23 protein-coding genes and 2 tRNA genes are annotated in these 23,966 nt (G+C 64.4%); 10 read left to right on the top strand and 15 right to left on the bottom strand.

The features are described from left to right. Nucleotides 1-55: 55 nt before the first annotated feature. Nucleotides 56-871, top strand: coding sequence for an aminotransferase class IV family protein (locus AC1DB0_RS04525; protein WP_476757747.1), 816 nt, complete (start codon nucleotides 56-58; stop codon nucleotides 869-871). A gap of 42 nt (nucleotides 872-913) precedes the next feature. On the opposite strand, the gene AC1DB0_RS04520 is transcribed toward AC1DB0_RS04525, so the two are convergent. Genes AC1DB0_RS04520 through AC1DB0_RS04510 form a run of 3 tightly spaced genes read right to left on the bottom strand, consistent with a single transcriptional unit; the run spans nucleotide 914 to nucleotide 3,677 of the window. Next, nucleotides 914-1,879, bottom strand: a complete 966-nt coding sequence (locus tag AC1DB0_RS04520) for a Bug family tripartite tricarboxylate transporter substrate binding protein (protein ID WP_054424269.1) — start codon at nucleotides 1,877-1,879, stop codon at nucleotides 914-916. Between the two features lie 50 nt (nucleotides 1,880-1,929). Next, nucleotides 1,930-2,415, bottom strand: coding sequence for a DUF3237 domain-containing protein (locus tag AC1DB0_RS04515; RefSeq protein ID WP_054424271.1), 486 nt, complete (start codon nucleotides 2,413-2,415; stop codon nucleotides 1,930-1,932). Further along, on the bottom strand, nucleotides 2,412-3,677 hold the full coding sequence (locus AC1DB0_RS04510) for a flavin-dependent oxidoreductase (protein WP_346552113.1): 1,266 nt from the start codon (nucleotides 3,675-3,677) through the stop codon (nucleotides 2,412-2,414). The genes AC1DB0_RS04515 and AC1DB0_RS04510 overlap by 4 nt, the downstream gene beginning before the upstream one ends. Before the next feature lie 137 nt (nucleotides 3,678-3,814). On the opposite strand from AC1DB0_RS04510, the gene AC1DB0_RS04505 reads away from it, so the two are divergent. Together AC1DB0_RS04505 and AC1DB0_RS04500 are read left to right on the top strand one after the other, a co-directional pair. Next, the gene (locus tag AC1DB0_RS04505) at nucleotides 3,815-4,309 is read left to right on the top strand and encodes a MarR family winged helix-turn-helix transcriptional regulator (protein WP_175171694.1); all 495 of its coding nucleotides are present in this window, start codon (nucleotides 3,815-3,817) and stop codon (nucleotides 4,307-4,309) included. An 81-nt stretch (nucleotides 4,310-4,390) separates the two neighbouring features. Continuing rightward, nucleotides 4,391-5,182, top strand: coding sequence for a tyrosine-protein phosphatase (locus AC1DB0_RS04500; protein WP_175171693.1), 792 nt, complete (start codon nucleotides 4,391-4,393; stop codon nucleotides 5,180-5,182). A 28-nt stretch (nucleotides 5,183-5,210) separates the two neighbouring features. Here the strand turns inward: AC1DB0_RS04500 and AC1DB0_RS04495 are convergent, their stop codons facing one another. Beyond that, nucleotides 5,211-5,438, bottom strand: a complete 228-nt coding sequence (locus AC1DB0_RS04495; protein ID WP_082387107.1) for a hypothetical protein — start codon at nucleotides 5,436-5,438, stop codon at nucleotides 5,211-5,213. Nucleotides 5,439-5,543: 105 nt separating this feature from the next. Here AC1DB0_RS04495 and AC1DB0_RS04490 point away from each other — a divergent pair, with 105 nt between their 5' ends. After that, nucleotides 5,544-5,849: a hypothetical protein gene (locus AC1DB0_RS04490; protein ID WP_476757748.1), complete on the top strand. Its 306-nt coding sequence runs from the start codon at nucleotides 5,544-5,546 to the stop codon at nucleotides 5,847-5,849. 152 nt (nucleotides 5,850-6,001) lie between these two features. Here AC1DB0_RS04490 and AC1DB0_RS04485 read toward each other — a convergent pair. The 7 genes from AC1DB0_RS04485 to AC1DB0_RS04455 all read right to left on the bottom strand — a co-directional run bounded on the left by AC1DB0_RS04485 (nucleotide 6,002) and on the right by AC1DB0_RS04455 (nucleotide 12,895). Then, nucleotides 6,002-6,086, bottom strand: a tRNA-Leu gene (locus AC1DB0_RS04485). Nucleotides 6,087-6,197: 111 nt separating this feature from the next. Continuing rightward, nucleotides 6,198-8,654 carry a TonB-dependent siderophore receptor gene (locus AC1DB0_RS04480; RefSeq protein ID WP_476757749.1) on the bottom strand — a complete coding sequence of 819 codons (2,457 nt, stop codon included), beginning with the start codon at nucleotides 8,652-8,654 and terminating at the stop codon, nucleotides 6,198-6,200. Between the two features lie 95 nt (nucleotides 8,655-8,749). Further along, nucleotides 8,750-9,772: a FecR domain-containing protein gene (locus AC1DB0_RS04475; RefSeq protein ID WP_476757750.1), complete on the bottom strand. Its 1,023-nt coding sequence runs from the start codon at nucleotides 9,770-9,772 to the stop codon at nucleotides 8,750-8,752. 24 nt (nucleotides 9,773-9,796) lie between these two features. Then, entirely contained in the window at nucleotides 9,797-10,357 is a 561-nt protein-coding gene (locus tag AC1DB0_RS04470; protein ID WP_338077818.1) for a sigma-70 family RNA polymerase sigma factor, read from the bottom strand. Between the two features lie 185 nt (nucleotides 10,358-10,542). Then, nucleotides 10,543-11,019: a preprotein translocase subunit SecG gene (gene secG, locus AC1DB0_RS04465; protein ID WP_054424287.1), complete on the bottom strand. Its 477-nt coding sequence runs from the start codon at nucleotides 11,017-11,019 to the stop codon at nucleotides 10,543-10,545. 21 nt (nucleotides 11,020-11,040) lie between these two features. Then, nucleotides 11,041-11,787 (bottom strand): triose-phosphate isomerase, encoded by a 747-nt coding sequence (gene tpiA / locus AC1DB0_RS04460; RefSeq protein ID WP_054424289.1) that lies wholly within the window; start codon nucleotides 11,785-11,787, stop codon nucleotides 11,041-11,043. Nucleotides 11,788-11,917: 130 nt separating this feature from the next. After that, complete coding sequence (locus tag AC1DB0_RS04455; protein WP_476757751.1) at nucleotides 11,918-12,895, bottom strand: NAD(P)H-quinone oxidoreductase; 978 nt, start codon at nucleotides 12,893-12,895, stop codon at nucleotides 11,918-11,920. 107 nt (nucleotides 12,896-13,002) lie between these two features. On the opposite strand from AC1DB0_RS04455, the gene AC1DB0_RS04450 reads away from it, so the two are divergent. From AC1DB0_RS04450 to AC1DB0_RS04435, 4 genes are all read left to right on the top strand, one after another. After that, nucleotides 13,003-13,090, top strand: a tRNA-Ser gene (locus AC1DB0_RS04450). Nucleotides 13,091-13,323: 233 nt separating this feature from the next. Beyond that, nucleotides 13,324-13,761 carry a universal stress protein gene (locus AC1DB0_RS04445; protein WP_175171688.1) on the top strand — a complete coding sequence of 146 codons (438 nt, stop codon included), beginning with the start codon at nucleotides 13,324-13,326 and terminating at the stop codon, nucleotides 13,759-13,761. Nucleotides 13,762-13,889: 128 nt separating this feature from the next. Continuing rightward, on the top strand, nucleotides 13,890-14,987 hold the full coding sequence (locus AC1DB0_RS04440; protein ID WP_476757752.1) for an RDD family protein: 1,098 nt from the start codon (nucleotides 13,890-13,892) through the stop codon (nucleotides 14,985-14,987). 28 nt (nucleotides 14,988-15,015) lie between these two features. Beyond that, nucleotides 15,016-16,551: a tetratricopeptide repeat protein gene (locus tag AC1DB0_RS04435; protein ID WP_054424298.1), complete on the top strand. Its 1,536-nt coding sequence runs from the start codon at nucleotides 15,016-15,018 to the stop codon at nucleotides 16,549-16,551. A gap of 56 nt (nucleotides 16,552-16,607) precedes the next feature. Here the strand turns inward: AC1DB0_RS04435 and AC1DB0_RS04430 are convergent, their stop codons facing one another. Continuing rightward, nucleotides 16,608-17,537 carry a LysR substrate-binding domain-containing protein gene (locus AC1DB0_RS04430; protein WP_454668373.1) on the bottom strand — a complete coding sequence of 310 codons (930 nt, stop codon included), beginning with the start codon at nucleotides 17,535-17,537 and terminating at the stop codon, nucleotides 16,608-16,610. A gap of 81 nt (nucleotides 17,538-17,618) precedes the next feature. Between AC1DB0_RS04430 and AC1DB0_RS04425 the strand changes: the two genes are divergently transcribed. After that, complete coding sequence (locus AC1DB0_RS04425; protein WP_054424301.1) at nucleotides 17,619-18,542, top strand: carbon-nitrogen hydrolase family protein; 924 nt, start codon at nucleotides 17,619-17,621, stop codon at nucleotides 18,540-18,542. A 478-nt stretch (nucleotides 18,543-19,020) separates the two neighbouring features. Further along, a complete protein-coding gene (locus AC1DB0_RS04420) occupies nucleotides 19,021-19,578 on the top strand; it encodes a PIN domain-containing protein (protein ID WP_427947574.1) in 558 nt (185 codons plus the stop codon). A gap of 58 nt (nucleotides 19,579-19,636) precedes the next feature. Here the strand turns inward: AC1DB0_RS04420 and AC1DB0_RS04415 are convergent, their stop codons facing one another. The 3 genes from AC1DB0_RS04415 to pnp form a co-directional block, all read right to left on the bottom strand. Continuing rightward, the gene (locus tag AC1DB0_RS04415; RefSeq protein WP_175171682.1) at nucleotides 19,637-20,854 is read right to left on the bottom strand and encodes a threonine ammonia-lyase; all 1,218 of its coding nucleotides are present in this window, start codon (nucleotides 20,852-20,854) and stop codon (nucleotides 19,637-19,639) included. Nucleotides 20,855-20,869: 15 nt separating this feature from the next. Then, the gene (locus AC1DB0_RS04410; RefSeq protein ID WP_054424309.1) at nucleotides 20,870-21,595 is read right to left on the bottom strand and encodes a hypothetical protein; all 726 of its coding nucleotides are present in this window, start codon (nucleotides 21,593-21,595) and stop codon (nucleotides 20,870-20,872) included. A gap of 181 nt (nucleotides 21,596-21,776) precedes the next feature. Then, entirely contained in the window at nucleotides 21,777-23,939 is a 2,163-nt protein-coding gene (gene pnp / locus AC1DB0_RS04405; RefSeq protein WP_476758610.1) for a polyribonucleotide nucleotidyltransferase, read from the bottom strand. Nucleotides 23,940-23,966 lie beyond the last annotated feature (27 nt).

Raw genomic sequence — 23,966 nt, 5'->3', positions numbered from 1 at the left:
GTGATGGCAATTCGGGATAGTGGTGGAACTTGATGATCACCCTGGAGTTTTTCAGATGTCCGCCCCCGCCCTTTCCTTTGTCACGCAACGCAATGGCCAGGCCGCCACCGCCGCAGACCTGGCCCCGCTGGCTTTCGCCGGCTACGCGCACTTCACCGCGATGCAGGTGCGCAGCGGCCAGGTACGCGGGCTGGATCTGCATCGCGCGCGATTGCGCGCCGCCTCGCTTGAGATGTTCGGCCAGGCGCTACCGGATGCGGTCATCTTGAACGCGCTGCGCACCGCGATCCAGGCGGGCCCCGCGGACGTGTCGCTGGTGGCGACCGTGTATTCCCCCGCGGGCGAGTTCACCGTTGCGGACAGGCACACGCCGCTGGATGTGTTGGTGCGCACCGGTCCGCCCTCATCCGGACCGGCCGACCCCTTGTCCCTGGCGGTGGTCGAGCATGAGCGCATGCTGCCGTCGGTGAAGCACGTTGGCGAAGTCGCCAAGACCTATCTGCTGCGCCAAGCCGCCGCGCAAGGGTTTGACGATGCGGCATTCATGGACCGCCATGGGCGTATGAGCGAGGCGTCGATCTGGAACCTGGCGTTCTGGGACGGGCGTGCCGTCGTATGGCCCGATGCCGCCATGCTGACGGGCACCACGATGGGCATCGTGCAACGGCAACTGGAAAAGATGGGCGTGCCGCAACGGGTGCAGACCATCACGCGGGACACGCTGCCAACCCTGGCGGGCGCGGCAGTCATGAATTCCTGGACCCCGGGCATTGCCGTGAACCGGATCGGAGACACGGCCATGCCCGAGGCGCCGCCCTTCATGGCGTTGCTGCATGCGGCGTATCAGGCCGAGGAGCCTGTATTGCCCTGATCGTGCCGGGTGCCGCACATGCGCCCCCGGCACGTGACGCGATCAGTCAGCCCGGAAGCCCGTGGCTTTCACCACGTCGGACCAGCGTTTGGATTCCGTCGTCAGCAAGGCTTGCAGCGCTTGGCGGTCGGACCCCACCACGACGAAGCCTGCCTCACCCAAGCTGCGCACGGCGGCAGGCTGGCGCAATGCGGCAGCGCTATCTTTCTGCAAGCGGTTCAGCACCGCCTCCGGCGTGCCGGCGGGCGCAAACAGCGCAAACCACGCGCCGAAGTTGATTGCCGGCAACCCGCGTTCCGCAAACGTCGGCACGGCCGCCAGCGCGGGCGAGCGTTGCGCGCCGGTGATGGCCAGCGCGCGCAGCTTGCCGCCTTGCACCTGCGGCACGGCCAGCGCCGTCGTCACGAACGCGGCCTGCACCGCGCCGGATACCAGGCCCGACACCGCATCCCCCGTGGACCGGTAGTGGATGGCCTCGATCTTCATACCCGCTTCGCGTGCGAACAGCTCCGCGCCAAAATGGCCCGGTGTGCCGGCGCCGAAGGTCGCGAAATTGATGCGGTCTGACGCTTTCTTGGCGCCATCAACGAACGCGGCCAAGTCCTGATACGGCGAATCGGCCGGCACGACCAGCACGAAATCGGCGCGCACCACTTCAGAGATCGGCGCAAAGTCGCGCGACGGGTTGTAGTTCAAGTTGCGATACGTGGCAGGCGAAATGCTGATGGAGCCGACCTCGCCCAGCAGCAGCGTCTGGCCGTCGGCCGGACTGCGCGCCACCGTCTGCGCGGCGATCTGCCCGCCCGCGCCCACCTTGTTTTCCACCACCACGCTTTCGCCCAGCAGCGGCCCCATGTGTTGCGACAAAGTGCGAGCCACAATGTCCGGCCCGGTACCCGGCGGGAAGCCCACGTTCAGGCGCACGGGGCCATTGGGAAACTGCGCCATCGCCGCAATCGGCAGGCACAGCAGGAAGCCGCCAAACAGGCGGCGCAGCATTGATGTCATGGTTGTCTCCGAGTCGTTTTTATATTCATGCCGCGGCGGGTGCCGCGGGTTCAGCAAATGCGGTAGAAGCGCAATTCGACGCGATCCGGGTAACGCGCGCCCGTGCCGATGAAAAGGCTTTCATTCATCCAGCCCAAGGCGGGCGACGCCGTTTCAAAACGCGGATAGCTGCGGAAATAAATGCGGGCCGGGTCAACCGGTTCGCCGCGTACGAGCCGCGCGATGTCGTCCGCGTGGCCGGTACGGATGCCGGTGTTCTCGACATAGATGCGTTCGCCATCCGGCGTTTCGATGACGTAGCGCGCGTGGATGTCGGTGTACGTGGCCGAGCGAATCACCTGGAAATCCGCCCCGCCCGGCAACACTTTGCCGCGCAGGCGCGGGCCTTCCACCGTGCCGCCGGTAATGGGAATCACGCGGCGGCAGCCTTGCGGCGTGTCGCCCACTTCTTGCGGCACGCCGACCTCGACGACAACGGTCGCCACATGTTCCAGCTGCGGCGCCAACGGGTCCATCAATGCGTCGTGTGTGCTCATGGCATGGTTCCCCTGTTCTTCTGCAAAGCCGCGGGGTCGAAGCCCGCGAGTTGTTTGTAGCGCAACGATACCGCCGCCAGCTCTTGCTGCGCGATCACGTCGTTGATGTCCGCAAAGCCTTGCGGCGCGCGCTCTTCGGCCATCTGCATGACTTGCTCGGGGCCGTTCAAGCGGTTGCGCAGCACGATGCCCGCCGTACGCGGCAGACGATCCGCTTCATATTCCAACAAGGCGGTTTCAAGCGTGCGTACGCCGCCCTTGGCCGCTTGCGCCAGCCAGTCGGACAAGCAGCGCGCATCCAGAATCGCTTGGGCCGATCCGTTCGAACCAATGGGATACATGGGATGCGCGGCGTCGCCCAGCAGCGTCACGCGCCCCCGCGTCCAGCGCGGCAAGGGGTCGCGGTCAACCAATGGGAATTCATAGATGGCCTGCGCGCCGTCGATGATGGCGGGAATATCGATCCAGTCCCAGCGCCAGTCGGCGAACCGATCCGCAAAGACCGACTTGTCGACCTGGCGGTTCCAATCGGTGGCGGGCAACTCCGCGCCGGGCACCGACAGTTCCGCGATCCAGTTGATGAGCGATCGGCCCTGCTGGCGCAACGGCTCTGAAATGGGATAGCAGACGAACTTCTGGTCCTGATGCCCGGCCATGAACATGCTGCGGCCGTCCAGATAGGGCGCGGCTTCGGTCACGGCGCGCCACAACATGCGGCCGGAGAAGCGCGGTTCATCACCCACGGGATGCAGCTGGCGGCGCAACGCGGAATGAATGCCGTCCGCACCCACCAGAATGCTGCCCCGCACGCGATGCGTGCTGCCATCCGCGCGCCGGCGGAACAGCGCCGTGGCGCCCGAGGCGTCCTGCTCGGCGGATTCCAGCACCATGCCGGTGACGATCGCGCCTTCGCCCAATCGCTCACGCACCGCTTGCGCGAGCAGCATCTGGAATTCACCCCGATGCACCGAGAACTGCGGCAACGGATATCCGGCTTCCAGGCCACGCGGCTCACGCCAGATCGGTTGACCCAGCTTGTTGTAGTAGTGCAGCTGCGAAGTCTCGATGGCGCGTTCGGCCAAGGCGGGCATCAGGCCCAGCTGTTCAAGCTCGGCCACGGCGTGGGGCAGCAGGTTGATGCCAACGCCCAAGGGCCGCAGTTCCTGCGCGCTTTCATATACGCGGCAATCGATGCCGTGGCGATGCAGCATCAAGGCGAGCGTCAGCCCGCCGATGCCTGCGCCGGCGATGACGATTTGCATGTCTACTCCTGGTTTTATTTGTTATGCAACATAACAAAATCCAGGTGGGTTTCGCACCCCGGGGATTTCCCGTAATGCGGTAGCGCGGCGGCATTGACTGCATTAGTGTTGAGGCCCCGAATCGCGATTGCCCCTCCATGTCCCGAGCTGCATCCCAACGCCCCCGGCGCCCCGCCGCGCGTGGCGAACATTTCGACCCGCACGTTCCCGGTATCCAATACGGTGCACTCGACGGCCTGATCGGCTATGCCATCCGGCGCGCACAGATCGTGATCTACGAAGACTTCCTGGCCGCGCTTGCCCCGTGGGACATCACTCCGCAGCGCTTCTCAGCCCTGACGCTGATCTCGGCCAACGCCTGCTTGAAGCTCACCGACCTGGCCCGCATCCTGGGCATCGCGCGGTCGGGCGCGGTACAGATCGTGAACCAGTTGCAAGACTTGGGCTACGTTGAACGGCTTGATGCCGAACACGACAAGCGCGCGTATTCGCTGGCGATGACAGCGGCGGGCAGCGTGGCGTTGGCGAAAATTACGCAGGCGGTGCAGGCGCACGACGCCCGCATGAGCCACCAGCTAAGCGCGGCGGATAAGGAGCGGTTGATCAACCTGCTGGGGAAACTGGGCAGTTAAGCGCGTGCGAACGCGTGGGCGAGTTCGTGCGCGGCGGCGGTGATACGATCATTCGACCGCTCACTTGAAACCCAGGAACGCATGCCCGCCACCACCCGCCACACGGACTCTTTCCAGACAACCCCCGAAGCCATTCAACGCCGCCTGGTCCTTGAAAACGTGCACAACGCGCGTGACCTTGGCGGGCTATCGGGCGCCGACGGCCGCCGCGTGCGCACGGGCAAACTTTTCCGCAGCGGGAATCCCGGCCGGGCCAGCACCGCAGATCTGGAACAGTTGAGCGCATTGGGGTTGGAAGCCGTCATTGATTTCCGCGCCGAACCCGAGAAGGCGCATGATGAACCGCTGTTCGGTCAACGCTTTCACTGGATTGCATCGCCCGTGCTGGACGGCAATATGGCCATGGCCGTACTGCTGCCGCGCCTGCGCGAAGCCACGCAAGACTTCAGCACGTCGATGATGGTGGACATTTATCGCGAATTCCCGTCGCGCTATCAACAACCCTTCGGCGGATTTCTGCAAACCGCAATGACCGGCAAGACGTTGCTATTCCATTGCACGGCGGGCAAGGACCGCACTGGCTTCGCCTCGCTGTTGCTGCTGTCGGCGCTGGGTGTGGCGCACGACGACATCGTCGCGAACTACCTGGAATCGAACCACTGGAATGCCGGGTTCTTCCAGGAAATCCTCGTCAAGTCCGCCGCGCGCGGCGTCAAAGACGATGTGATGATGCCGCTGCTGGAAGTGGCGCCCGCCTACCTGGATGCATCGGTGCGGGCAATTGAGCAGGAATTCGGCGGAATGGACCGGTATCTGCGCGACGTGTTGAAGGTAGACGCGGAGGTCTTGCGGGAACATTACCTGGAGGATTGAACCCGCGGCCTGCCCGCCAAACACGGAATCAATTGCTACGCCGCAACCTGTCCGAGGACTGCTTGTTCAGGCGCTTGGCTTCCTCTTCCGCGTAGTCCTCTTCACCAGGTTCGTATGAACCTTCGTGCATGCAGCTGCTGCGATACCACTGGCACTCGCTACTGCGTGAATCTCCAAGTCCGACCATGGAACATCCCGAACCCATCGCGATAAGAGACAGCGCCGCACCGCAACGGATCAACATTTGAATCGACATATGCTCGCCCTACGTTGAAACATCAGTCCCCTTTATACCAGCCGGCCTTCGCCCTTCAGAGGGGCGACTGACATCTGCTAACGCAAAGACACTCCAGGACCAAACATGCTGAAAGACCGCGGATTCCAGATTTGGCTTGCCGTGTTTGCCGTCGTTGCCGGATGGCTGATTGCGGTGCTATGGCCGAAAAGCAGCGGCACGCCGTCGATTGGAGGCGGTGGCTACGATCTGTCTGATTGGGTCTACACGCTGGCGCTGCTGGCGTTCACGGGGCTGTGGACGGTGACTGCGTTGATCGTGGGGATGAGCCGTGGAAATGCCCATGCGGCAAAGCGCGCGTATACGTTGGCGGCGATCAGTGCGGTGACGTTCGTGGTGTCGGCGATTGCGTTTGGAGGCAATCTGCACTGAGGGCTGAGGGCTGAGGGCTGAGGGTGTTTGTAGCGTTGGTTTGCTATGCGTTTTTTGGCTACGCACTTTGCCTATGCACTTTTGCCTATTCAACCGGCAAGCAAAAAGCCCGCTGAAACTTGCGTTTCAGCGGGCTTTTTACGAGGAATTCTTGGTGCCGACGGCGAGACTCGAACTCGCACAGCTTTCGCCACTACCCCCTCAAGATAGCGTGTCTACCAATTTCACCACGTCGGCTTTCACCAGATTTCTGGCGCTGCCCATAGGCAATGCCAGAAAGTCGAGCATTCTAGCACGGAATTTCTTAAACACAGAACCCCTCAGGGAAATGGGGGCACCTCGCCCCCCTTAAAACGCGTACTTCGCGCTCAGCATGACGTTGCGGGGTGCGCCGTAGACGCCGCCATAGGCGCTCAGGCCGCTGTAGTAGGCTTTGTCGAACAGGTTGTTGACGTTCAGGGTGGCGCTGAATTGCTTGCTGAATTCGTAGCGGGCCATCGCGTTGACAACGGCGTAGCTGGATTGCTGCGCTTCGCCCACATAGCCCGACGTGCTTTGCCAATTGACGCCGCCGCCGACGGTCAGCCGATTCAGCGCGTCCGGCAAGCGGTAGGTCGTGAAGAGTTTGACGCTGTGGCGGGGAATCTGGGCGATGGCGCGTTGGCCGTTGGCGTCTTCGCTGAGCGAGTACGTATAGCCCGCCGCCACATTCCAGCCGCGGCTGAGTTCGCCCGTCAGTTCCAGTTCGGCGCCCTTGGTCGTGATGCCTTGCAGCGCCACGTACGACGAGGTGGCGGCATCGTAGTTCGCCAGGTTGCTTTGCCGGGTTTTGAATAGCGCCAGGCCAGCGTTCAGGCGCTCGTCGAAGAAGCTGGATTTAACGCCCAGCTCGTAACTGGTGCCGCGCTCGGGGTCCAGCACGTTGTTGTTGACGTCGCGGGTGGCGGCCGATTGCGGGCTGAAGATGCGGGTGTAGCTGCCATAGACGGACCAGTTTTCGTTCAGCTCGTGAACCAGGCCGGCATAGGGAACGATGACGCCGGTCTCGCGCGTGTCGGCGCGCGTGCTGCCGGGTACACCGACGACGCTGGTGTCGGCCTTGCGTTCCCAGTTGATGACGCGGGCGCCGGCGATCAGGCTGGTGGGGTCTGCCAGCTTGAAGCGTGACGTGAGGTATGCGCTGACCTGCGTTTCCTTGGTTTGGGTGTCGCCGGCCTTGACGAAGTTGGGCTGGTTGGACGCGCCATCCCAGTGATGAAAGTCGGCAATCGTGCCGTCATAACCCGTCCACGGACCCAGCCATCCGCCATAGCTGGGCGTGTCGGAACGCAGTTGGGACAGCGATAGCCCGGCAACGACTTCGTGTTGGCGGCCCAGCAGGTCAAAGGGGCCGCTGATCTGGGCGTCCAGCGTGGTCTGCTTGTCGTTGCTTTTCCAACGCACGGGCCACAGCGCCGCGCCCTGCCCCGTTGCCTGATCAATGGAGCCGGTCAGAAAGTACAGGGCGCTGTCGTAGTTGTAGCGGGTGTGCGTGACTTCGACTTTGCCGTTCCAGCCTTTGCCGAAGTCGTGTTTGACGGAGGCAAACACGTTGCTCAGTTCGCTATCGTAAAAGCTCCAGTCAGGCGCGGGGTTGGTCGACCGCTTGAAGTGGGTGGGGACGCCGTTGCTGTAGGCAAACGGCAGGCCCGTGCGCAGGGGCGAGTCGTTATTGTTGGTTTCGTAGCTGAAGCCCAGCGTGAGCAAGGTGGCGCTGCCCAGGTCCAGCTCGGTAATGCCATAGACAAGCCGGCTTTGCTTTTCGTAGCGATCAATCCACGAATGCTGGTTCTCTTCGTCGACGACCAGGCGGCCGCGCAGTTTGCCGTTTTCAGACAGTGGGCCGGACACGTCGGCACCCAGGCCATAGCGGTCCCAACTGCCGGCCTCGGCGCTGATGCTCGCCTGCCAATCCGCGGTCGGACGCTTGCGCACCAGGTTGATGCTGGCGGCGGGCGTGCCCATGCCGCTCATCAGGCCGGTGGCGCCTCGCACGACTTCGATGCGGTCGTACATGGCCGTGTTGCGCCAGTAGCTGGACGACCCCAAGGAACTGGGAATGCCATCAACCAGGAAGTTCGAAATCGTGAACCCGCGAGACCACAGGCCGCTTAGGTCGGTGCCCATGCCCTGACGGAACGCGGTGACGCCGGTGGTGCTTTCCAGCGCATCAATCACGCTTTCCAGCTTCTGATCGTCCAGCCGCTGCCGCGTAATAACGGTGACCGACTGCGGGGTCTCTTTCAGGCTCAGCGCCAGCGGCGTGCCCGTGGCGCTGGGCCCGGTTGACGTGTACGAGCCGGTGTTCTCGGTGACGGCGGGATCACGTTCGCCCGTGACCTGGACCGCCCCCAGCGTCACGACGCCGGCCGCAGGGGCCAGCGGGCGCCGCAATGCCCAACTGCCGCTGCCGGTGCGCAGCAGTTCCAGCCCGCTGCCCGACATCGCCGCATGGGCGGCCTGCTCGGCAGTGTAGCGTCCGCGCACGGCGGGCGCATCAATGCCACGCACCAGCTCGGCATCTACCGAAATGGCTTCACCGCTTTCGCTGGCAATGCGGGCCAGGCTGCTGCCCAGCGCCTGCGCGGGAATGTCGTAGGCGCGCAGCGTGCTGGCCGTGTCGGCAGGGGCAGAGACGGGGCTGTTCATATCGGCAGGGGCGGCGGCGTGGCTTGCCGTGGGCTGCGCCCGGACGAGCGGTGTCGAGAACAAGGCGACCAGGGCCGCGGCCAGCAGCGACAGCCGCAGATCGGTAACGGTAGACATGACGAGATTTCCCTCAAGAACGTCGTGAATCGAACTAGCTTCAAGAGGGATGTGGCGCGACGGCGCAAAAGTGACAGTGGGGACGAACGTTTTTTTCAGCCGTCGGCGGGGGTATCAATCAGGACGAGCATGCCGCCGGCATAGCGGCGCACGCGCACGGGCAGCGTCTCGGCCACGATGGCCAGCGTGCGGTCGGTGTCGTCCAGCGGATAAGTGCCGTACGCGCGCAGCCTGGCCGCGGCGGGACTGATGCGCACATAGCCTCGGCGATACGGCCGCAGGGCCGCAACCAGATCGGCCAGCGGTTGATCATGCAACTGGACTTCGCCCTGCTCCCACGCGCTAGCGGTCGCGGCGGGGGCCGATAACGGCTCTACGCCGCGTTCGGTCATGATTGCGGTTTCGCCTTCTTCCAAAGTGGCCGGGCGGCCCTCCAAGGGAATCAACGCCACGCGGTGCTGCAACATGGCAACCCGCGTGTTGCCCGGGTTCTGCCGCACCGCGATACGGGTGCCCAGCGCGCGGATCGCTCCCTGCGCCGTGCGCACGACAAAGGGCGGCCGAGCCGCCGGGCCGATCCCGGATGGCGCTACATCAATGATCAGTTCGCCTTCGCGCAAGATCAGTAATCGCAGCGCATCGGAATACACCACATCCACCGCGGTCCGCGCGTTCAGCTGAAGCAGGCTGCCATCAGGCAAGGCCACGGCGCGGCGTTCTCCGGTGCCGGTGACGTGATCCGCCAGCAATTGGGTCAGCGGCATCGTGCGCTCGGCCAACGCCAGCGCGGCCAAAGAGCCCACGCCCGCCACGCTTAGCGCGCCCTTGAGCCATTGGCGGCGCCCGCGTCCTGCGGCCTGAGCGCGCAACAGGGCCTGAGACAACAGGTCTGCCCGGCTGCCTGCGGCCTGAACGGCTTGAGGCTGGCGCACCACACCCAACGGGCGGTCGACCGCGTCGACCAAACGGCTCCAGGCCTGCGCGTGCGCGGGGTGTGCACGCAGCCACGCCTCATGGTCCTGGCGCTCTTGCGCAGTCACCTCGCCAGAACGCATGATGACCAGCCAGCCTAAAGCGGCATCATTGACCTCGGACTCTTGGGCAGCATGCGCATTCACGAACGCACGCTCCGCGCTGAGGGCCTAGCCGATGACATTCAGGCCTGCCATCCGCCGGAACGCCTGCGCCATGTACTGGCGCACCATGCTGGCCGACACGCCCAACTTGTCTGCGATCTCGGCATAGGTCAGGCCGTCCAGCTGGCTGTACAAAAACGCCTGCTGCGTCTTGGCGGACAGGCCTTCCAGCGCCGCCGCCACGCACTCCAAGGCTTCGATCACCAACTGATGTTGTTCGGCGGAAGGCGCCACGCCCTCACCTTGCACGGCCAGCGCTTCCAGGTAGGCCTGCTCTAGATCGCGCCTGCGCCACAGCTGGAAGATCTGCCGTTTGGCGATGGTGGTGAGAAAGGCGCGCGGCTCGCGCACCGCGTTCAAGCCCTGGTTGTGGGCCTGGATGGCGACCGCCTGCGAAAACGTTTCGGCGGCCACATCTTCGGCTTCCGCCCGGTTGCGCAAATGCCGCTGCACCCGATCCAGCAACCAGCTGTGATGCCCCCGGAACCAGCTTTCCAGCACGGCCATCGCACGCGAGGGCGCGATCGCCGGACGGGCGGCTTGAGCGTCGTCAGTCAGTAGGGGCATGAGAGGCTGGCGCGGGATTGGTCAGTTGGGCATGGGAAGAAGCGGGCGGATTATATCAATCATGAGAACCATTCTCAATATCTTTTCCCAAGACCCTGACCCAGACCCAGCCCTACCCCGCCTGCCGCGCAAAAGAAAAAGGCCGGCATTACGCCGGCCTTCTTGCACTGACTGAGGCTTACTGCTTACTTGGCGGGCGTCTCGGCCGGCTTGTCACCGGTAGCCGGTGCGGCAGCGGCCGGAGCCGGGGCCGAGGGCACCGATGCGTCAGGCTTGGCCGGCGCAGCAGGCGCTGCCGGAACCGAAGCCGCGCCCGGAACGGACGAGCTGCCAGCGGCCGGAGCGGCGCCCGGCACTTGCGGCACGGAGCGGTCGGACGGGAAGCTTTGCATCACGCCGGAATCAACGGCCGGGCCGCTGGTGCCCTTGTGGCTGACATAAGCCAGGCCCGCGGTGGACGCGAAGAAGACGACGGCGGCCCACTTCGTGGCGCGCGACAAGAAGTTCGCGGCGCCGGTGGCACCGAACAGGCTGCCGGACGAGCCGCTACCAAAAGCGGACCCCATGTCGGCGCCCTTGCCCTGCTGCAGCAGGACCAGAACGATGATAGCCAGCGCCGAAATAACTTGGACGGCCAGCAAAAGTTTAAGCATCAAGGGCATTACAGACTCCGGAACGGAAACTTAGATGGCGGCAATACGCAAAAATTCTTCAGCCACAAGCGACGCGCCGCCGACCAGGGCTCCGTCGATATCAGTCATGGCGAACAAACTGGCGGCGTTGGCAGCTTTCACGCTGCCGCCGTACAAAACTTGAACCTGCGCCGCGCCCAGCGCGCGCAAGGCGGCGCGGATGGCGCCGTGAACTTCTTGCGCCTGCTCGGGGCTGGCGGTGCGGCCGGTGCCGATGGCCCACACGGGCTCATAGGCCAGAACCATGCGCGAGACGGCTTCAGCGCCCAGCGCCAGCACGGGCTTCAATTGGCGTTCGATGACGGCCAGCGTATTGCCGGCTTCGCGATCGGCCAGCGATTCGCCCACGCACACCACCGGCGTTACGCCAGCAGCCAGCGCAGCTTGCGCCTTGGCGGCGACGATCTCGTCGGTTTCACCGTGCAGCACACGGCGCTCGGAGTGGCCGGCCAGCGCCCAGCGGCAGCCGAATTCTTTCAACATGGAGCCGGAGACTTCACCGGTGTACGCGCCCTTTTCGTGCGCGCTGACATCTTGCGCGCCCCAGGACACGCTGCTTCCGGTCAGGGCCGAGCCGGCTTGCGCCAGATAGGGAAACGGAACACAGATGCCGATTTCGCAGTGGCTCGCAGCATCCGCGGCGCGCAGCTCGGTCAGCAACGCGGCGTTCTCGGCCAGGTTGCCGTGCATCTTCCAGTTGCCCAGCACGAGGCGGGCGCGGTTTTCGACTGAAGTCATGGCGAAGTGTCTGAGTGGGGTGAGCCCCGAGGGATGCGGCAACCGCCCACGGGCCTGCCTGGAAAAAATTCCAGGCGAAACCCGAGATTGTATCCTGTTGCGCGGCGATACGCCGAACACCGCGCGTTTCTTACATTGTCAGCACAATTTTGCCGATATTTTCACCGCCTTCCATCATGGCGTGCGCCTTGGAGGCCTCGGCCAGCGGGAAGGTTGCGTGCACGATCGGCTTGATGTCCCCTTTTTCCAACAGGGGCCAGGCGTGGTTGCGCAGGGCGCGCGCGATAGCGCCCTTGAACTCGACCGAACGGGGACGCAGGGTGGAACCCGTGATGGTCAGACGGCGGCGCATGACTTGCGAGGTATCTACGCTGGCCGTCGATCCGCCMAGTTGCGCAATGATGACGATGCGGCCGTCATCGGCCAGGCACTGCATGTCGCGGGCAATGTAGTCGCCTGCCACCATGTCCAGGATCACGTCCACGCCACGCCCGCCAGTGGCGTCCATGACTTCCTTCACGAAGTCCTGCGTCTTGTAGTTGATGCCCTTTTCCGCACCCAGCGCTTCAACGGCGCGAGCCCGGTCGTCGCTGCCGACGGTAGCGTAGACCTTGTGGCCCATGGCGCGAGCCAGTTGGATGGCGGTAGTGCCGATGCCGCTTGCGCCGCCGTGAACCAGCAGGATTTCGTCGCCGGACAATTGGCCGCGGTCGAACACGTTGCTCCAGACGGTGAAGTACGTTTCCGGCAAACCGGCCGCTTCGATGTCGGACAAGCCCTTCGGGATCGGCAGGCATTGCGCCACAGGCGCCACGCAGTACTCGGCGTACCCCCCCCCGGCCACCAGCGCGCAGACCTTGTCGCCCACGGCAAAACCGCTTCCGGCAACGTCGCCGCCGACGATTTCACCGGCCACTTCCAGGCCCGGCAGATCGGATGCGCCCTTGGGCGGCGCGTAGTTGCCTTTGCGCTGGAACACGTCGGGGCGATTGATGCCCGCAGCGCTGACTTTGATCAGAATTTCACCCGCGCCAGGCTCGGGCGTGGGGCGTTCTACGGGGACCAGAACCTCGGGGCCGCCAGGGCGGGAGATTTCAACAGCGTGCATCGCGTGCCTCCTTTGCAGCAAATCGATTATTATTGCGCCCTTTACGGCATATCGCGTTTCCGTTCGGGCAGAATGTTTGCCTGACGGCCGAATCGCCAGACCTTTCCGGAAGCGTGGCAGAGTGGTCGATTGCACCGGTCTTGAAAACCGGCAACGGGCAACCGTTCGTGAGTTCGAATCTCACCGCTTCCGCCAGATATCTATGGCAACCGCCGGCCAATCGCCCGCGGATCAGTTGGCGCCCCCCCCTGCGCGCCGCTGCCCTGAGCCCCCAAAGCCTCTTTCAGACCGGCACTTGATCCGTGTCACAAGGCCTCGCCACGCGCGTCGCTGGCGGCCCGTCAGAGGCGTAGTATGTCCCGTGTTGTTCTCGCTCTTGACCGGCGGCCACGACGCACGGCCGCCCTCCGCCCCTACTGGAGGTTGCCATGTACAAGCACATACTCATTCCTATCGACGGCTCCAGCCTGTCCAACGCAGGCCTGGAGCTCGGGCTGGGCCTGGCCCGCGCGCTGGGCGCCCGCGTGACGGTCGTGACGGCCTACGCGACCTTCCACGCGCCGTCCATGGAAACCGTGCAGTTTGAAGGCGTGCGCACCGCGTACGAGAAACAGGCCAGCGAACTGGCCCGGTCCTATCTGGCAGACGCCGAGGCAAAAGCGAAAGCGGCTGGCGTGCCGTGCAACACCGAGATGCGCGAAAGCGATGCCCCGCATCAGGTGATCATCGACATTGCGATGACGCAAGGCTGCGATCTGATCGCGATGTCGTCCCATGGGCGCAGCGGCATGGCGGCCCTGCTGCTGGGCAGCCAAACTCAGAAAGTGCTGGCCCATTCAACGTTGCCGGTGCTGGTGTACCGCTAGCCTTTGTCATTCGGGCACGACGCAACAGCACGGCGTCTTGCGGGTGAAGCTGCGGGTTTTCGATACACTGCCGCACTTCAGCCGCACCCGCATCGCCGGGCGGCAGCATCCAGAACAAGACATCGACCATGCAGTGCCCGAAATGCAATTGGCAGAACCCGGCCTCGAACACACGTTGCTTCAGTTGTCAGGCGGCCTTGCCCGTCAAGCCCGCAACTGTCAAGCCCGCAGCTGCCAAGCCGGCTGCCGCCACACCCAAGACAGCTCCCTCCCGCCCACAACAGGCTTCACTCTTTCCCAGCATCTGGTCGCGCTTGGGCGCCACCGCGATCGATGGCATGTTCATGGCGGTGGCGATCATCGTGCTGATCAACGCGGCCTCGTACACCTATGAAGGGCTGGCGGGTACGCCCAGCCCCATTCTGCTGACCATCGCAGCGGGGCTGCTGGGCTGGCTGCTGCCCGCCTTCATGGACGCTTGGGGCAATGGCTCGCCCGGCAAGCGGCTGTTGAAAATGCGCGTGGTGAATCGCAAGGGCCAGGCGCCCGGCCTGTTGCGGTCGATCTGGCGCCATCAGCTGAAGTACACGCTGAACGTCGTGCTGCCCGGCATCTTCCATCACATCCAGCAGATGATTTTCGGCGAACGCGCCATGCACAATTCGCTGGCCGGCACGCACGTCGTGTCCAGCACGGCAGACGCCCGCGCCATCGCGCCTGCGGTGGCCAAGGCGCGCGCCGTCACCAGCGCCGGAAAGTTCTTGTTCATCGTGTTCGGCATGCTGACGTTGATCGTGGGCGGCGTGATCATCGGCTTGGCCATCAAAGATTCAGACAAGCCCGACAACCCGCTGCACGCCGAGACCACGCGCCTGGACCTCGTGTCGGACCCGGTGCGCCGGCTGGCGGAAAACCATTACCAGCGCACGCGGGCGTTTCCCGCGACGCTGGCGGATCTTGGCGTGACGCAGGAATCTTTGCTGGGCAGCGGCTTTTCCAAACTGGAGCTGAACCCGGTGAACGGCGTGCTGCGGTTCACCATCGCTGGCACACCCCCCACCGATGGCTCGCCCAGCCTGGCCGGCAAGCACCTGGCCTACCTGCCCGAGATGCGATCGGAAAAGAAAGGCGGCGGCATCCGCCGCTGGGAATGCGGCAGCGACGACATCGCGCCCGACGACCGCATCTACCGCTGCCGCCACGACACCAGCGCCTTTGCGCGCTAGCCCGCCCTGCTGAATTCGGAACACCTGCATGTCCCAACTGATTGAAGCCATTCTCCGCGCCGACGACGGCAGCGACCTGACGCAAATGCAGTCCCTGTGCGAACAAGGGCTGCGCGAACAGCCCGCGTCATCCGTCATGTGGGCGTTGCGCGCCCGCTATCACGCCCGGCGCAACGCCTACGCGGCGCGCGACGCCGACCTGGCCCGCGCGCTGTCGCTTGACCCCCAATGCAGCGAAGCGCTAAGCGTGCGCGCCATCGCGCTCTACGACGCCGACGCGAAGCAGGAAGCGTGGGCCCTGCTGCGCGAAGCCCGCCAGCGCTCGCCCGCGCACTATGGGCTATTGATGGCTGAAGGCTATCTGCTGATCAATGATCGCCGCCTGGAAGACGCCATCGCCAGCTGGACGCGCGCCGCGCAGATGCGCCCCTCTGCCGCAGCACCGCATTGCTACATCGGCTCGAACCTGCACAACGCGGGCCGCTACGAAGACGCGCGGCCCTACCACCAGCGCGCCGTCGCACTGGCGCCCAACAATGGCGGTTTTCTTTACGACGCCGGCAATAACTACCGCCGCCTGGGCGATCTGCAAAACGCCATCGCCATGTTCGACCGCGCCCGCGCCATCCTGGGCGAAGAGAACGCCATCCAGCACAACCGCGCGTCTTGCCTGCAAGCGCTGGAGCGTCACGCCGACGCCGTGGAAGAATGGACCAGCCTGCTGCGCCGCGAGCCCGACTGGGACTGGCCGCTAGAGGGCAAGGCCCGATCCCTGCACCGTTTAGGGCGCGCCGACGAAGCCGCGCCATTGTGGCGGCACCTGGACGCGCTGTCGGACTCCGGCTGGGAAGGCCGCAAGGAACAGGCGCGCGAATTTGTCCGTAGCGGCGACCCCGAGCTTGCCGAACAGGCGCTGCAAGGGCTGGACCCGATGACCAGCGGCGATGCGCAATTGCTGTTCGTGGCCGGCAACGCCCAACGCGACCAAAGCAACTGGGAAGAGGCGCTTGCGTACTACCTGCGCGGCTACGAAATTGCCCCCGACAACGACTTTCTGCCGGGCAATGCCGCCGATGCGCTGACCCGCCTTGAGCGCTACGACGAAGCGCTGCCGCTGTCGGAAGTGGCGATTTCGCTGGACCCCGACTGGTTGAAATGGCGCCGCGTGCGCATCGATGCGTTGACGCATCTGGGCCGGGGCGCAGAGGCCGTGGCCGATGCCGACCGCGCGCTGGAGAAGTGGCCAGACAGCGGCCCGCTGCACGCCGAACGCATCAACGCGTTGACTGGCGCGAAGCGGTTCGAAGAAGCCCTTGCGGCGTGTGACCGGCTGATCGGGCTGGACCCGGACTACCGCAACTGGGCACTGTTTTCGCGGGGCGAGATTTACGGCCATATGAAGCGCCATGCGGAATCAGCCATGGCGTATCGGCAGGCGGCGGCGTCGTATCAGCAGAATGGCAAGGCCAATTACCAGGACCTGTCATTGCGCCGCGCGCAAGCCGCCGAAGAAGCCGCCGCCGCACCGCGCGGCTTTCTGGGCCGGCTGTTCGGACGCAAGTAGTTCGAACCCAAGCAGTTCAGACCCAAGCAGGCGATGGATGGACGTGGCAACCCCGCTTAGCCGCCCGTCCAGTCATACCCTTGCAGCACGCCCAACACGCTGCGCCTGACGGCCGCCACGGCCTCGTCTCGCAGCGCATCGGCCCGCCATCCCACCTCGATGGCGTAGCCGGGCATCGCGACGGGGCAAGGCAGCATGCGCAAGCCGGAGGCCGCAGCCAGGCCGCGTGCAGCGTGTGCGGGCAGCGTCGCCAGCGCATCGCCGCCTTGCAGCAGGAACGCCAGCGCCGAAAAATGCGTGGTGGCCGCCTGCACCCGGCGCGTCAGCCCCAACCCATGCAGCACTTCGTCCACCACGCCGATAAAACCGCCGGACGACACCAGCACATGTTGGCGCTGCGTGAATTCCTGCACCGACAGATGCGCCTGCCCCGGCTTGAGCGATGCCGGGTCCAGCAGACAGGCATAGCCGCCCTGCCCGACCGTCACGCGCTGCAACGCCGGGGCAATCAGCCCGCCCGACGCAATCACCAGATCCACCTCGCGCGCCATCAACATGTCGGCAGCCAGGCGGCTATGCGTCTGCCGGAAGATGATGCGCAGGCCCGGCGCACTGTCGGCCAGCGCATGGATCACGGCGCGGCCTAACGCGATCTCGAAATCGTCCGAAAGCCCCAGCGTGACGGACCGCCCCGCAAACCCCGCCGCGCCCGGCCGCACCAGTTGCAGGCTCTGCCGGCACTTGTCCAGCGCTTCACCGATGATGGGCCGCAGTTCGCGGGCGCGCAGGCTGGGCGTCAGACCCCGCCCCGTCCGCGTGAACAAGGGGTCGCCGTACAGGTTGCGCAGCCGGCCCAGCGCCGCGCTGACGGCCGATTGCGTCACGCCCAGCCGCAACGCCGCCCGGCCCGCACCGCCTTCGTCGTAGATGGCTTCGAACACTTTGAGCAGGTTCAGGTCCGTGGACTCGATATCAATTTGGTTCATATCATTTATCGCTGGCCGGGATTGATTGATTTTAGGGCGAGCCTGACACTACGCGCCTGTCCTACCCCTACAGGAATTCCCATGACCACCACGACAGTCGCCGCCTTGCAGATCGGCGCCGCGCCGGAAGGCCGCGCCAAGACTCTGGAACAGATCCTCGCCTACGAGTCCGAGATCATCGCCTCGGGCGCATCGCTCGTGGTCATGCCCGAAGCCGTGCTGGGCGGCTACCCCAAGGGCGAGATTTTTGGCACCCGCCTGGGCTACCGCCTGCCTGAAGGCCGCGACGCCTACGCCCGCTATTACGACAACGCCATCGACGTGCCCGGCCCRGAAACCGACGCCCTGGCCGGCCTGTCGCAACGCACCGGCGCCAGCCTGGTCGTCGGCGTGATCGAACGCGGCGGCAACACGCTGTACTGCACGGCGCTGTTTTTCGAACCCGGTATCGGCTTGGCCGCCAAGCACCGCAAGCTGATGCCCACCGGCACCGAACGCCTGATCTGGGGCCAGGGCGACGGCTCCACCTTGCCCGTGATCGACGCCGCCGCAGGCCGAATTGGCGGCGCCATCTGCTGGGAAAATCACATGCCGCTGCTGCGCACCGCCATGTACGCCAAGGGGGTCGAAATCTGGTGCGCGCCCACGGTCGACGAACGCGACATCTGGCAATGCTCGATGCGCCACATTGCCCACGAAGGCCGCTGCTTTGTCGTCAGCGCCTGCCAGGTGCAGCCCTCGCCCGCCGACCTGGGCCAGGACGTGCCCGGCTGGGACCCGCAGCGCCCGCTCATCAATGGCGGCTCGGTCATCGTCGGCCCGTTGGGTGATGTGCTGGCGGGGCCGTTGAAAGGCAAGGCGGGCCTGCTCACGGCGCAAATCGACACCGATGAATTGGTGCGCGCCCGATACGATTTCGACGTCGTCGGCCATTATTCGCGGCCCGACATCTTCTCGCTGACCGTGGACGAACGCCCCCGCCCGCCGGTGCATTTCATCTCGTGATTACCCCAATACGTGCGGGACGCGTGAATGCCCCTGCGCGCAAGATGGTATAGTCTCGCCCGCTGCCGGCCCTGCATGGGCCGCGCACGCCCGAGTGGTGAAATTGGTAGACACAAGGGACTTAAAACTAATTTGAGCCCTTTGGGGGAAACTCCAAAGGTGTAGCCCGTCAAACTCGGCGAATGCCCTGGACCTGTTCCGAGCCAACGCCGAGCCAAGCCCCGATTGAAAAATCGGGGAAGGTGTAGAGAGCAGACGGCGGGCACCTACGGCCGCAAGGCTATGGTGAAGGCGTGCTCCAGACCACGAACAGCCCTGTGCTGGCGGCGAAAGCCGAAGTGGTAAGAAAATCCCTCGACTTCGCGGTCGTACCGGTTCGATTCCGGTCTCGGGCACCATTAATTACTGTCAGTGAAAGGCCTCGGCCATCAATTCCCCCGCGACTCCCCCCTTCATCGTCCTGGATGCTTGCGTCCTGATGTCCGGCATCCTGCGCCGGCTGTTGTTGCGCTTGGCGGACGCCGGCGTCTTCACGCCGGTTTGGACCGAACGCATTGGCGAGGAATGGCGGCGCAATGCGTCGCGCATTTGGGACATTCCGCCGGAAGTGCTGGCGGAGTTCTGGGCGGAAATGAATGCGCGATTTCCCGAAGCGAACGAGGCCGATACGCAGGTCTACGAGGCCTCGCTGCGCTATAGCGATCCGAAAGATTTCCACGTGATTGCTGCGGGTCTTGCGCGGCGTGCGCGCTGCGGCTTGCAGCAACCGCCCGTTGTGCAGGTGCTGACGTGGAACCTGAAGGATTTCAATCGTTCGGAATTGCGGCGCCAGGGGCTGGATGTGTACAACCCCGACCGCATGATGGTGCAGTGGTGGCAAGCCGATGCGGATGCGATGCGCGCGGCGATTGCGCAGATTCCCGCCGACTATGTCGCGCTGGGCCGCGAGCCCGAGCCGCTGGCCGCGACCTTGCACCGCGAGCGTCTGTACGGCTTGAAAAGCCTGGTGGCGCGCGACGCGGCGCAGGCCGCCTGAGGCCGCCGAACGTCACAACGTCGCGGCAGCCGTCAGCCGCCGCGATGGCGCCCCATCTTTAATGATCGTGATTGCTGGCCGCAAAACCCGCGGCGTTCAGGATGTCGATGACTTCCAGGATGTGCTCGGGACCGCGCGTTTGCAGCACAAAATCCACCTCGACATTGCGCACCGGCAATGACGTGAAAGCACGCTGGTGATGCACTTCGGTGATATTGGCCTGCGCATCGGCGATGAGCTTGGTGGCGTGCGCCAAAGCGCCCGGCAGGTCGCGCAAATCGACGCGGATGCGGGCCAGACGGCCGGCGCGCACCATGCCGCGTTCAATCAGTTCGCCCAGCATCAGCGGGTCAATGTTGCCGCCCGTCAGCACCAGGCCAATCCGCTTGCCCTTGAAGCGGTCGCTGCCCGCTTCCTGCGCACGCAGCAGCGCAGCCAAGCCGGCAGCGCCCGCGCCTTCCACAACCGTCTTTTCAATTTCCAGCAGCACGACGATGGCGTGTTCGATATCCGCTTCGCTAACCAGTTCGATGTGATCGACCAGCTGGCTCACGATGGGCTGGGTCAGTGCGCCCGGCGACTTCACCGCGATGCCTTCGGCGATCGTGTACTGGCCTTGCGGCATGGTGATGCCCTTGACGGCGGCGTACATCGACGGGAAGCGCTCGGTCTGCACGCCCACGATTTCGATGCCGGGCTTCAAGGCCTTGGCCGCGGTGGCCATCCCCGAGATCAGCCCGCCGCCGCCAATGGCGATGACCAGCGTGTCCAGTTGCGGCTGGTCTTCCAGCATTTCCAGCGCCACGGTGCCCTGCCCCGAGATGACGGCTTCGTCGTCGTAGGGGTGGATCATGATCAGGCCGCGCGCTTGCGCGAGCTCGTAGCCGTGCGCCTTGGCGTCATCGAACGTGTCGCCCGCCAGCACCACCTCTGCGCCAAAGCGGCGCGTGTTGGCGACTTTGACGGTGGGCGTAAAACGCGGCATCACGATCACCGCCGGCACGCCCATGCGCTGCGCATGGTAGGCCACGCCTTGGGCGTGGTTGCCGGCCGACACGGCGATCACGCCCTTGGCGCGTTCTTCATCGGACAAGGTCAGCATGCGGTTCAGCGCGCCGCGTTCCTTGAACGATGCCGTGAATTGCAGGTTCTCGAACTTCAGCCAGATCTCGGCGCCAAAGATGTCGGACAGCGTGCGCGACAACGTAAACGGGGTCTTCAGCACCTGGCCGCGCAAGTTTTCGCGGGCGGTCTGGATAGAGGCGATATCGATCACGATGGGTAGATCCGGTTAGCGCACAGGCAGAAAATTAAACAGCAGCAAGCCTTGCGCATAGTTGATCCCGATACGCCGCGAATTCTCGCCGAGCAGGTTGGCGATCAAGTCCAGGCGGCCGATGATGGCGCCGAACTCGCGCTCAAAGCTGAGGTTCGTGGCGTTGGGAGATATTTCATTGGCCAGCAAAAGCAGCTCGCCCTGGTTGTTGCGTCGCGACGCCAGCAACCAGGCGGCGGCCTCGACGTTCCGAGCGGCATTGTAGACCCGCTGGCCGTCCAACGCGTCGGTGGCGTACAGGCGGGTCTTGCCGTTGTGGGCGGCGATGATGGTGTCGGCCATGCCGTAGATGAAGGCGCCGACGCGGTCGCCGGAATAGTTCGGGTCCAGCGACACGGCCAGGATCTGGATGTCGCGCAAGCCGGATAAATCGCTAGGCGGAATGCGGACTTCGATGGCGTGCTTGACGCGGTTGACGGCGGTTTTTTGATCGGCCACGCCGGTCTTGCGCCATTCGCGCGGGTTGCGGCGGTAGAGCTTGTCGAGCAGGGAATAGAGGCTCGCCAGGTTGTCGCGCACTTCCAGCGTGACGGTGCGGTTGAAGTCAGTCTGGCCGAACTGGTCGGCGGTCATGGCTTCGCTGTTGGGCCCGCGCTGGCCTGGACCGGGGCTGCTCATGCAGCCGGTCAAGAGCGCGGCAAACAGCGCCGCGGTCGTGGCAACGACCGGCCAGTTCATCATGCTTGGCTCATCCAATCCCCCCTTTCCTCGCGCAAGACTTTACAGCAAGGTCGGCGAAGTTGGGAGACGTCAGGGGCCTGAAGTCGAAAGAAGATGAATCAGCCTGCCGGCGCGCTTTTGTGGCGCAGCAATAAAAAACGGCGCCTTGCGGCGCCGTTCTTCGTTCAATCAGACTGCAAGCTTATTCAGCTTGCGGTTCCGATTGGGGGGCAGCTTCCGGAGCGGCAGCGGGTTGCTGCGCTTCGATACCGCCAATTGCCTTGATGGACAGGCGCAGGCGGCCCTTGTCGTCGGCCTCGATGACCTTGACGCGGACTTGCTGGCCGACCTTCAGCACATCGTTGATGTTCGCGATGCGGTAGTTGGCGATTTCCGAGATGTGCAGCAGACCGTCGCGGCCCGGCAGCACTTGCACGATGGCGCCGAAGTCCAGCAGACGCAGGACCGAGCCTTCGTAGATCTGGCCCACTTCGACGTCGGCGGTCAGTTCGACGATGCGGCGCTGGGCTTCTTTGGCCTGCGCTTCGTCGACGCTGGCGATCACGATCGTGCCGTCGTCGGAGATGTCGATCTGCGTGCCGGTTTCTTCGGTCAGCGCGCGGATGGTGGCGCCGCCCTTGCCGATCACGTCGCGGATCTTCTCGGGGTTGATCTTGATGGTCAGCATGCGCGGGGCGAAAGCCGAGAGCTCGCCACGCGAACCGTCCAGCGCTTCCTTCATCTTGGTCAGGATGTGCAGGCGGCCTTCGCGGGCTTGAGCCAGCGCCACTTGCATGATTTCCTTGGTGATGCCCTGGATCTTGATGTCCATCTGCAGTGCGGTGACGCCGTTTTCGGTGCCCGCAACCTTGAAGTCCATGTCGCCCAGGTGATCTTCGTCACCCAGAATGTCGGTCAGCACAGCGAACTTGCCGCCGTCCAGGATCAGGCCCATGGCCACACCGGCCACGTGATCCTTGACCGGCACGCCAGCGTCCATCATGGCCAGCGAGCCGCCGCAGACCGAAGCCATCGACGACGAACCGTTGGATTCCGTGATTTCCGACACGATACGGATCGTGTATTGGAAGTCTTCCGGCGCCGGCAGCAGCGGGATCAGCGAGCGCTTGGCCAGACGGCCGTGACCGATTTCGCGGCGCTTGGGCACACCGATGCGGCCCGTTTCGCCAGTGGCGAACGGAGGCATGTTGTAGTGCATCATGAAGCGGTCACGGTATTCACCCATGAGCGCGTCGATGATCTGCTCGTCTTGCTTCGTGCCCAGCGTGGCCACGACCAGCGCTTGCGTTTCACCACGGGTGAACAGCGCGCTGCCGTGTGCGCGGGGCAGCACGCCCAGACGCACGCTGATGGGGCGCACGGTGCGGGTGTCGCGGCCGTCGATACGCGGTTCGCCGTTCAGGATCTGGCCGCGGACAATGGCCGATTCCAGCGAGAACATGATGTTGTCGACGGTCACGGCGTCAGGCAGCGATTCGCCCTTTTCGGCGGCAGCAGCAGCCAGCTTGGCCGACACGTCAGCCGACACTTCACGCAGCTTGGCGGTGCGAGCTTGCTTTTCGCGGATCTGGTAGGCGGCGTTCAGGCCTTCCTGGGCAGCCGAGGTCACGGCGGCGATCAGGGCTTCGTCCTTGGCCGGTGCTTGCCAGTCCCAATCGGGCTTGCCAGCGTCCTTCACCAGTTCGTGAATGGCGTTGATGACAGCCTGCATTTGCTCGTGGCCGAACACCACGCCGCCCAGCATGATTTCTTCGGACAGCTGTTGAGCTTCCGATTCCACCATCAGCACGGCGTTTTCCGTACCGGCAACCACCAGGTCCAGCTTCGACGACTTCAGCTGCGAAGCAGTCGGGTTCAGGGCGTATTGGCCGTCGATGTAGCCCACACGAGCGGCGCCGATCGGGCCGTTGAACGGGATACCGGAGATGGCCAGCGCAGCCGACGCGCCGATCATGGCGGCGATGTCGGGGTCGATCTCGGGGTTGACCGACAGCGTGTGGATGACCACTTGGACTTCGTTGTAGAAGTCTTCGGGGAACAGCGGACGCAGGGGACGGTCGATCAGGCGCGAGGTCAGCGTTTCCTTTTCGGACGGCTTGCCTTCACGCTTGAAGAACCCACCCGGAATACGGCCGGCAGCGTAGGTCTTCTCGATGTAGTCGACGGTCAGCGGGAAAAACGTTTGACCCGGCTTGGCCTTCTTGGAAGCCACAACAGTGRCCAGAACAACGGTGTCCTCGATCGACACCACAACGGCGCCGGAGGCCTGGCGAGCGATCTCGCCAGTTTCCAGGACGACCGTGTGCTGGCCGTACTGGAACGATTTTGTCACTTTGTTGAACATGACGATTATTCCTTACAAATGAAAAAC

The sequence above is a fragment of the Achromobacter sp. 10T422 genome (assembly GCF_056394065.1).
Note: the sequence above shows the minus strand (reverse complement) of the source record. Positions and strands in the feature narration are given on the sequence as shown.

Coding starts and splice junctions, on each gene's coding strand:
- AC1DB0_RS04445 (WP_175171688.1), top strand. CDS start 13,324: ATGTACAAGCACATACTCATTCCTATCGACGGCTCCAGCCTGTCCAAC.
- AC1DB0_RS04500 (WP_175171693.1), top strand. CDS start 4,391: ATGCCCGCCACCACCCGCCACACGGACTCTTTCCAGACAACCCCCGAA.
- AC1DB0_RS04490 (WP_476757748.1), top strand. CDS start 5,544: ATGCTGAAAGACCGCGGATTCCAGATTTGGCTTGCCGTGTTTGCCGTC.
- AC1DB0_RS04440 (WP_476757752.1), top strand. CDS start 13,890: ATGCAGTGCCCGAAATGCAATTGGCAGAACCCGGCCTCGAACACACGT.
- AC1DB0_RS04420 (WP_427947574.1), top strand. CDS start 19,021: ATGTCCGGCATCCTGCGCCGGCTGTTGTTGCGCTTGGCGGACGCCGGC.
- AC1DB0_RS04520 (WP_054424269.1), bottom strand. CDS start 1,879: ATGACATCAATGCTGCGCCGCCTGTTTGGCGGCTTCCTGCTGTGCCTG.
- AC1DB0_RS04525 (WP_476757747.1), top strand. CDS start 56: ATGTCCGCCCCCGCCCTTTCCTTTGTCACGCAACGCAATGGCCAGGCC.
- secG (WP_054424287.1), bottom strand. CDS start 11,019: ATGCCCTTGATGCTTAAACTTTTGCTGGCCGTCCAAGTTATTTCGGCG.
- tpiA (WP_054424289.1), bottom strand. CDS start 11,787: ATGACTTCAGTCGAAAACCGCGCCCGCCTCGTGCTGGGCAACTGGAAG.
- AC1DB0_RS04435 (WP_054424298.1), top strand. CDS start 15,016: ATGTCCCAACTGATTGAAGCCATTCTCCGCGCCGACGACGGCAGCGAC.
- AC1DB0_RS04505 (WP_175171694.1), top strand. CDS start 3,815: ATGTCCCGAGCTGCATCCCAACGCCCCCGGCGCCCCGCCGCGCGTGGC.
- AC1DB0_RS04510 (WP_346552113.1), bottom strand. CDS start 3,677: ATGCAAATCGTCATCGCCGGCGCAGGCATCGGCGGGCTGACGCTCGCC.
- AC1DB0_RS04495 (WP_082387107.1), bottom strand. CDS start 5,438: ATGTCGATTCAAATGTTGATCCGTTGCGGTGCGGCGCTGTCTCTTATC.
- AC1DB0_RS04430 (WP_454668373.1), bottom strand. CDS start 17,537: ATGAACCAAATTGATATCGAGTCCACGGACCTGAACCTGCTCAAAGTG.
- AC1DB0_RS04470 (WP_338077818.1), bottom strand. CDS start 10,357: ATGCCCCTACTGACTGACGACGCTCAAGCCGCCCGTCCGGCGATCGCG.
- AC1DB0_RS04480 (WP_476757749.1), bottom strand. CDS start 8,654: ATGTCTACCGTTACCGATCTGCGGCTGTCGCTGCTGGCCGCGGCCCTG.
- AC1DB0_RS04410 (WP_054424309.1), bottom strand. CDS start 21,595: ATGATGAACTGGCCGGTCGTTGCCACGACCGCGGCGCTGTTTGCCGCG.
- AC1DB0_RS04515 (WP_054424271.1), bottom strand. CDS start 2,415: ATGAGCACACACGACGCATTGATGGACCCGTTGGCGCCGCAGCTGGAA.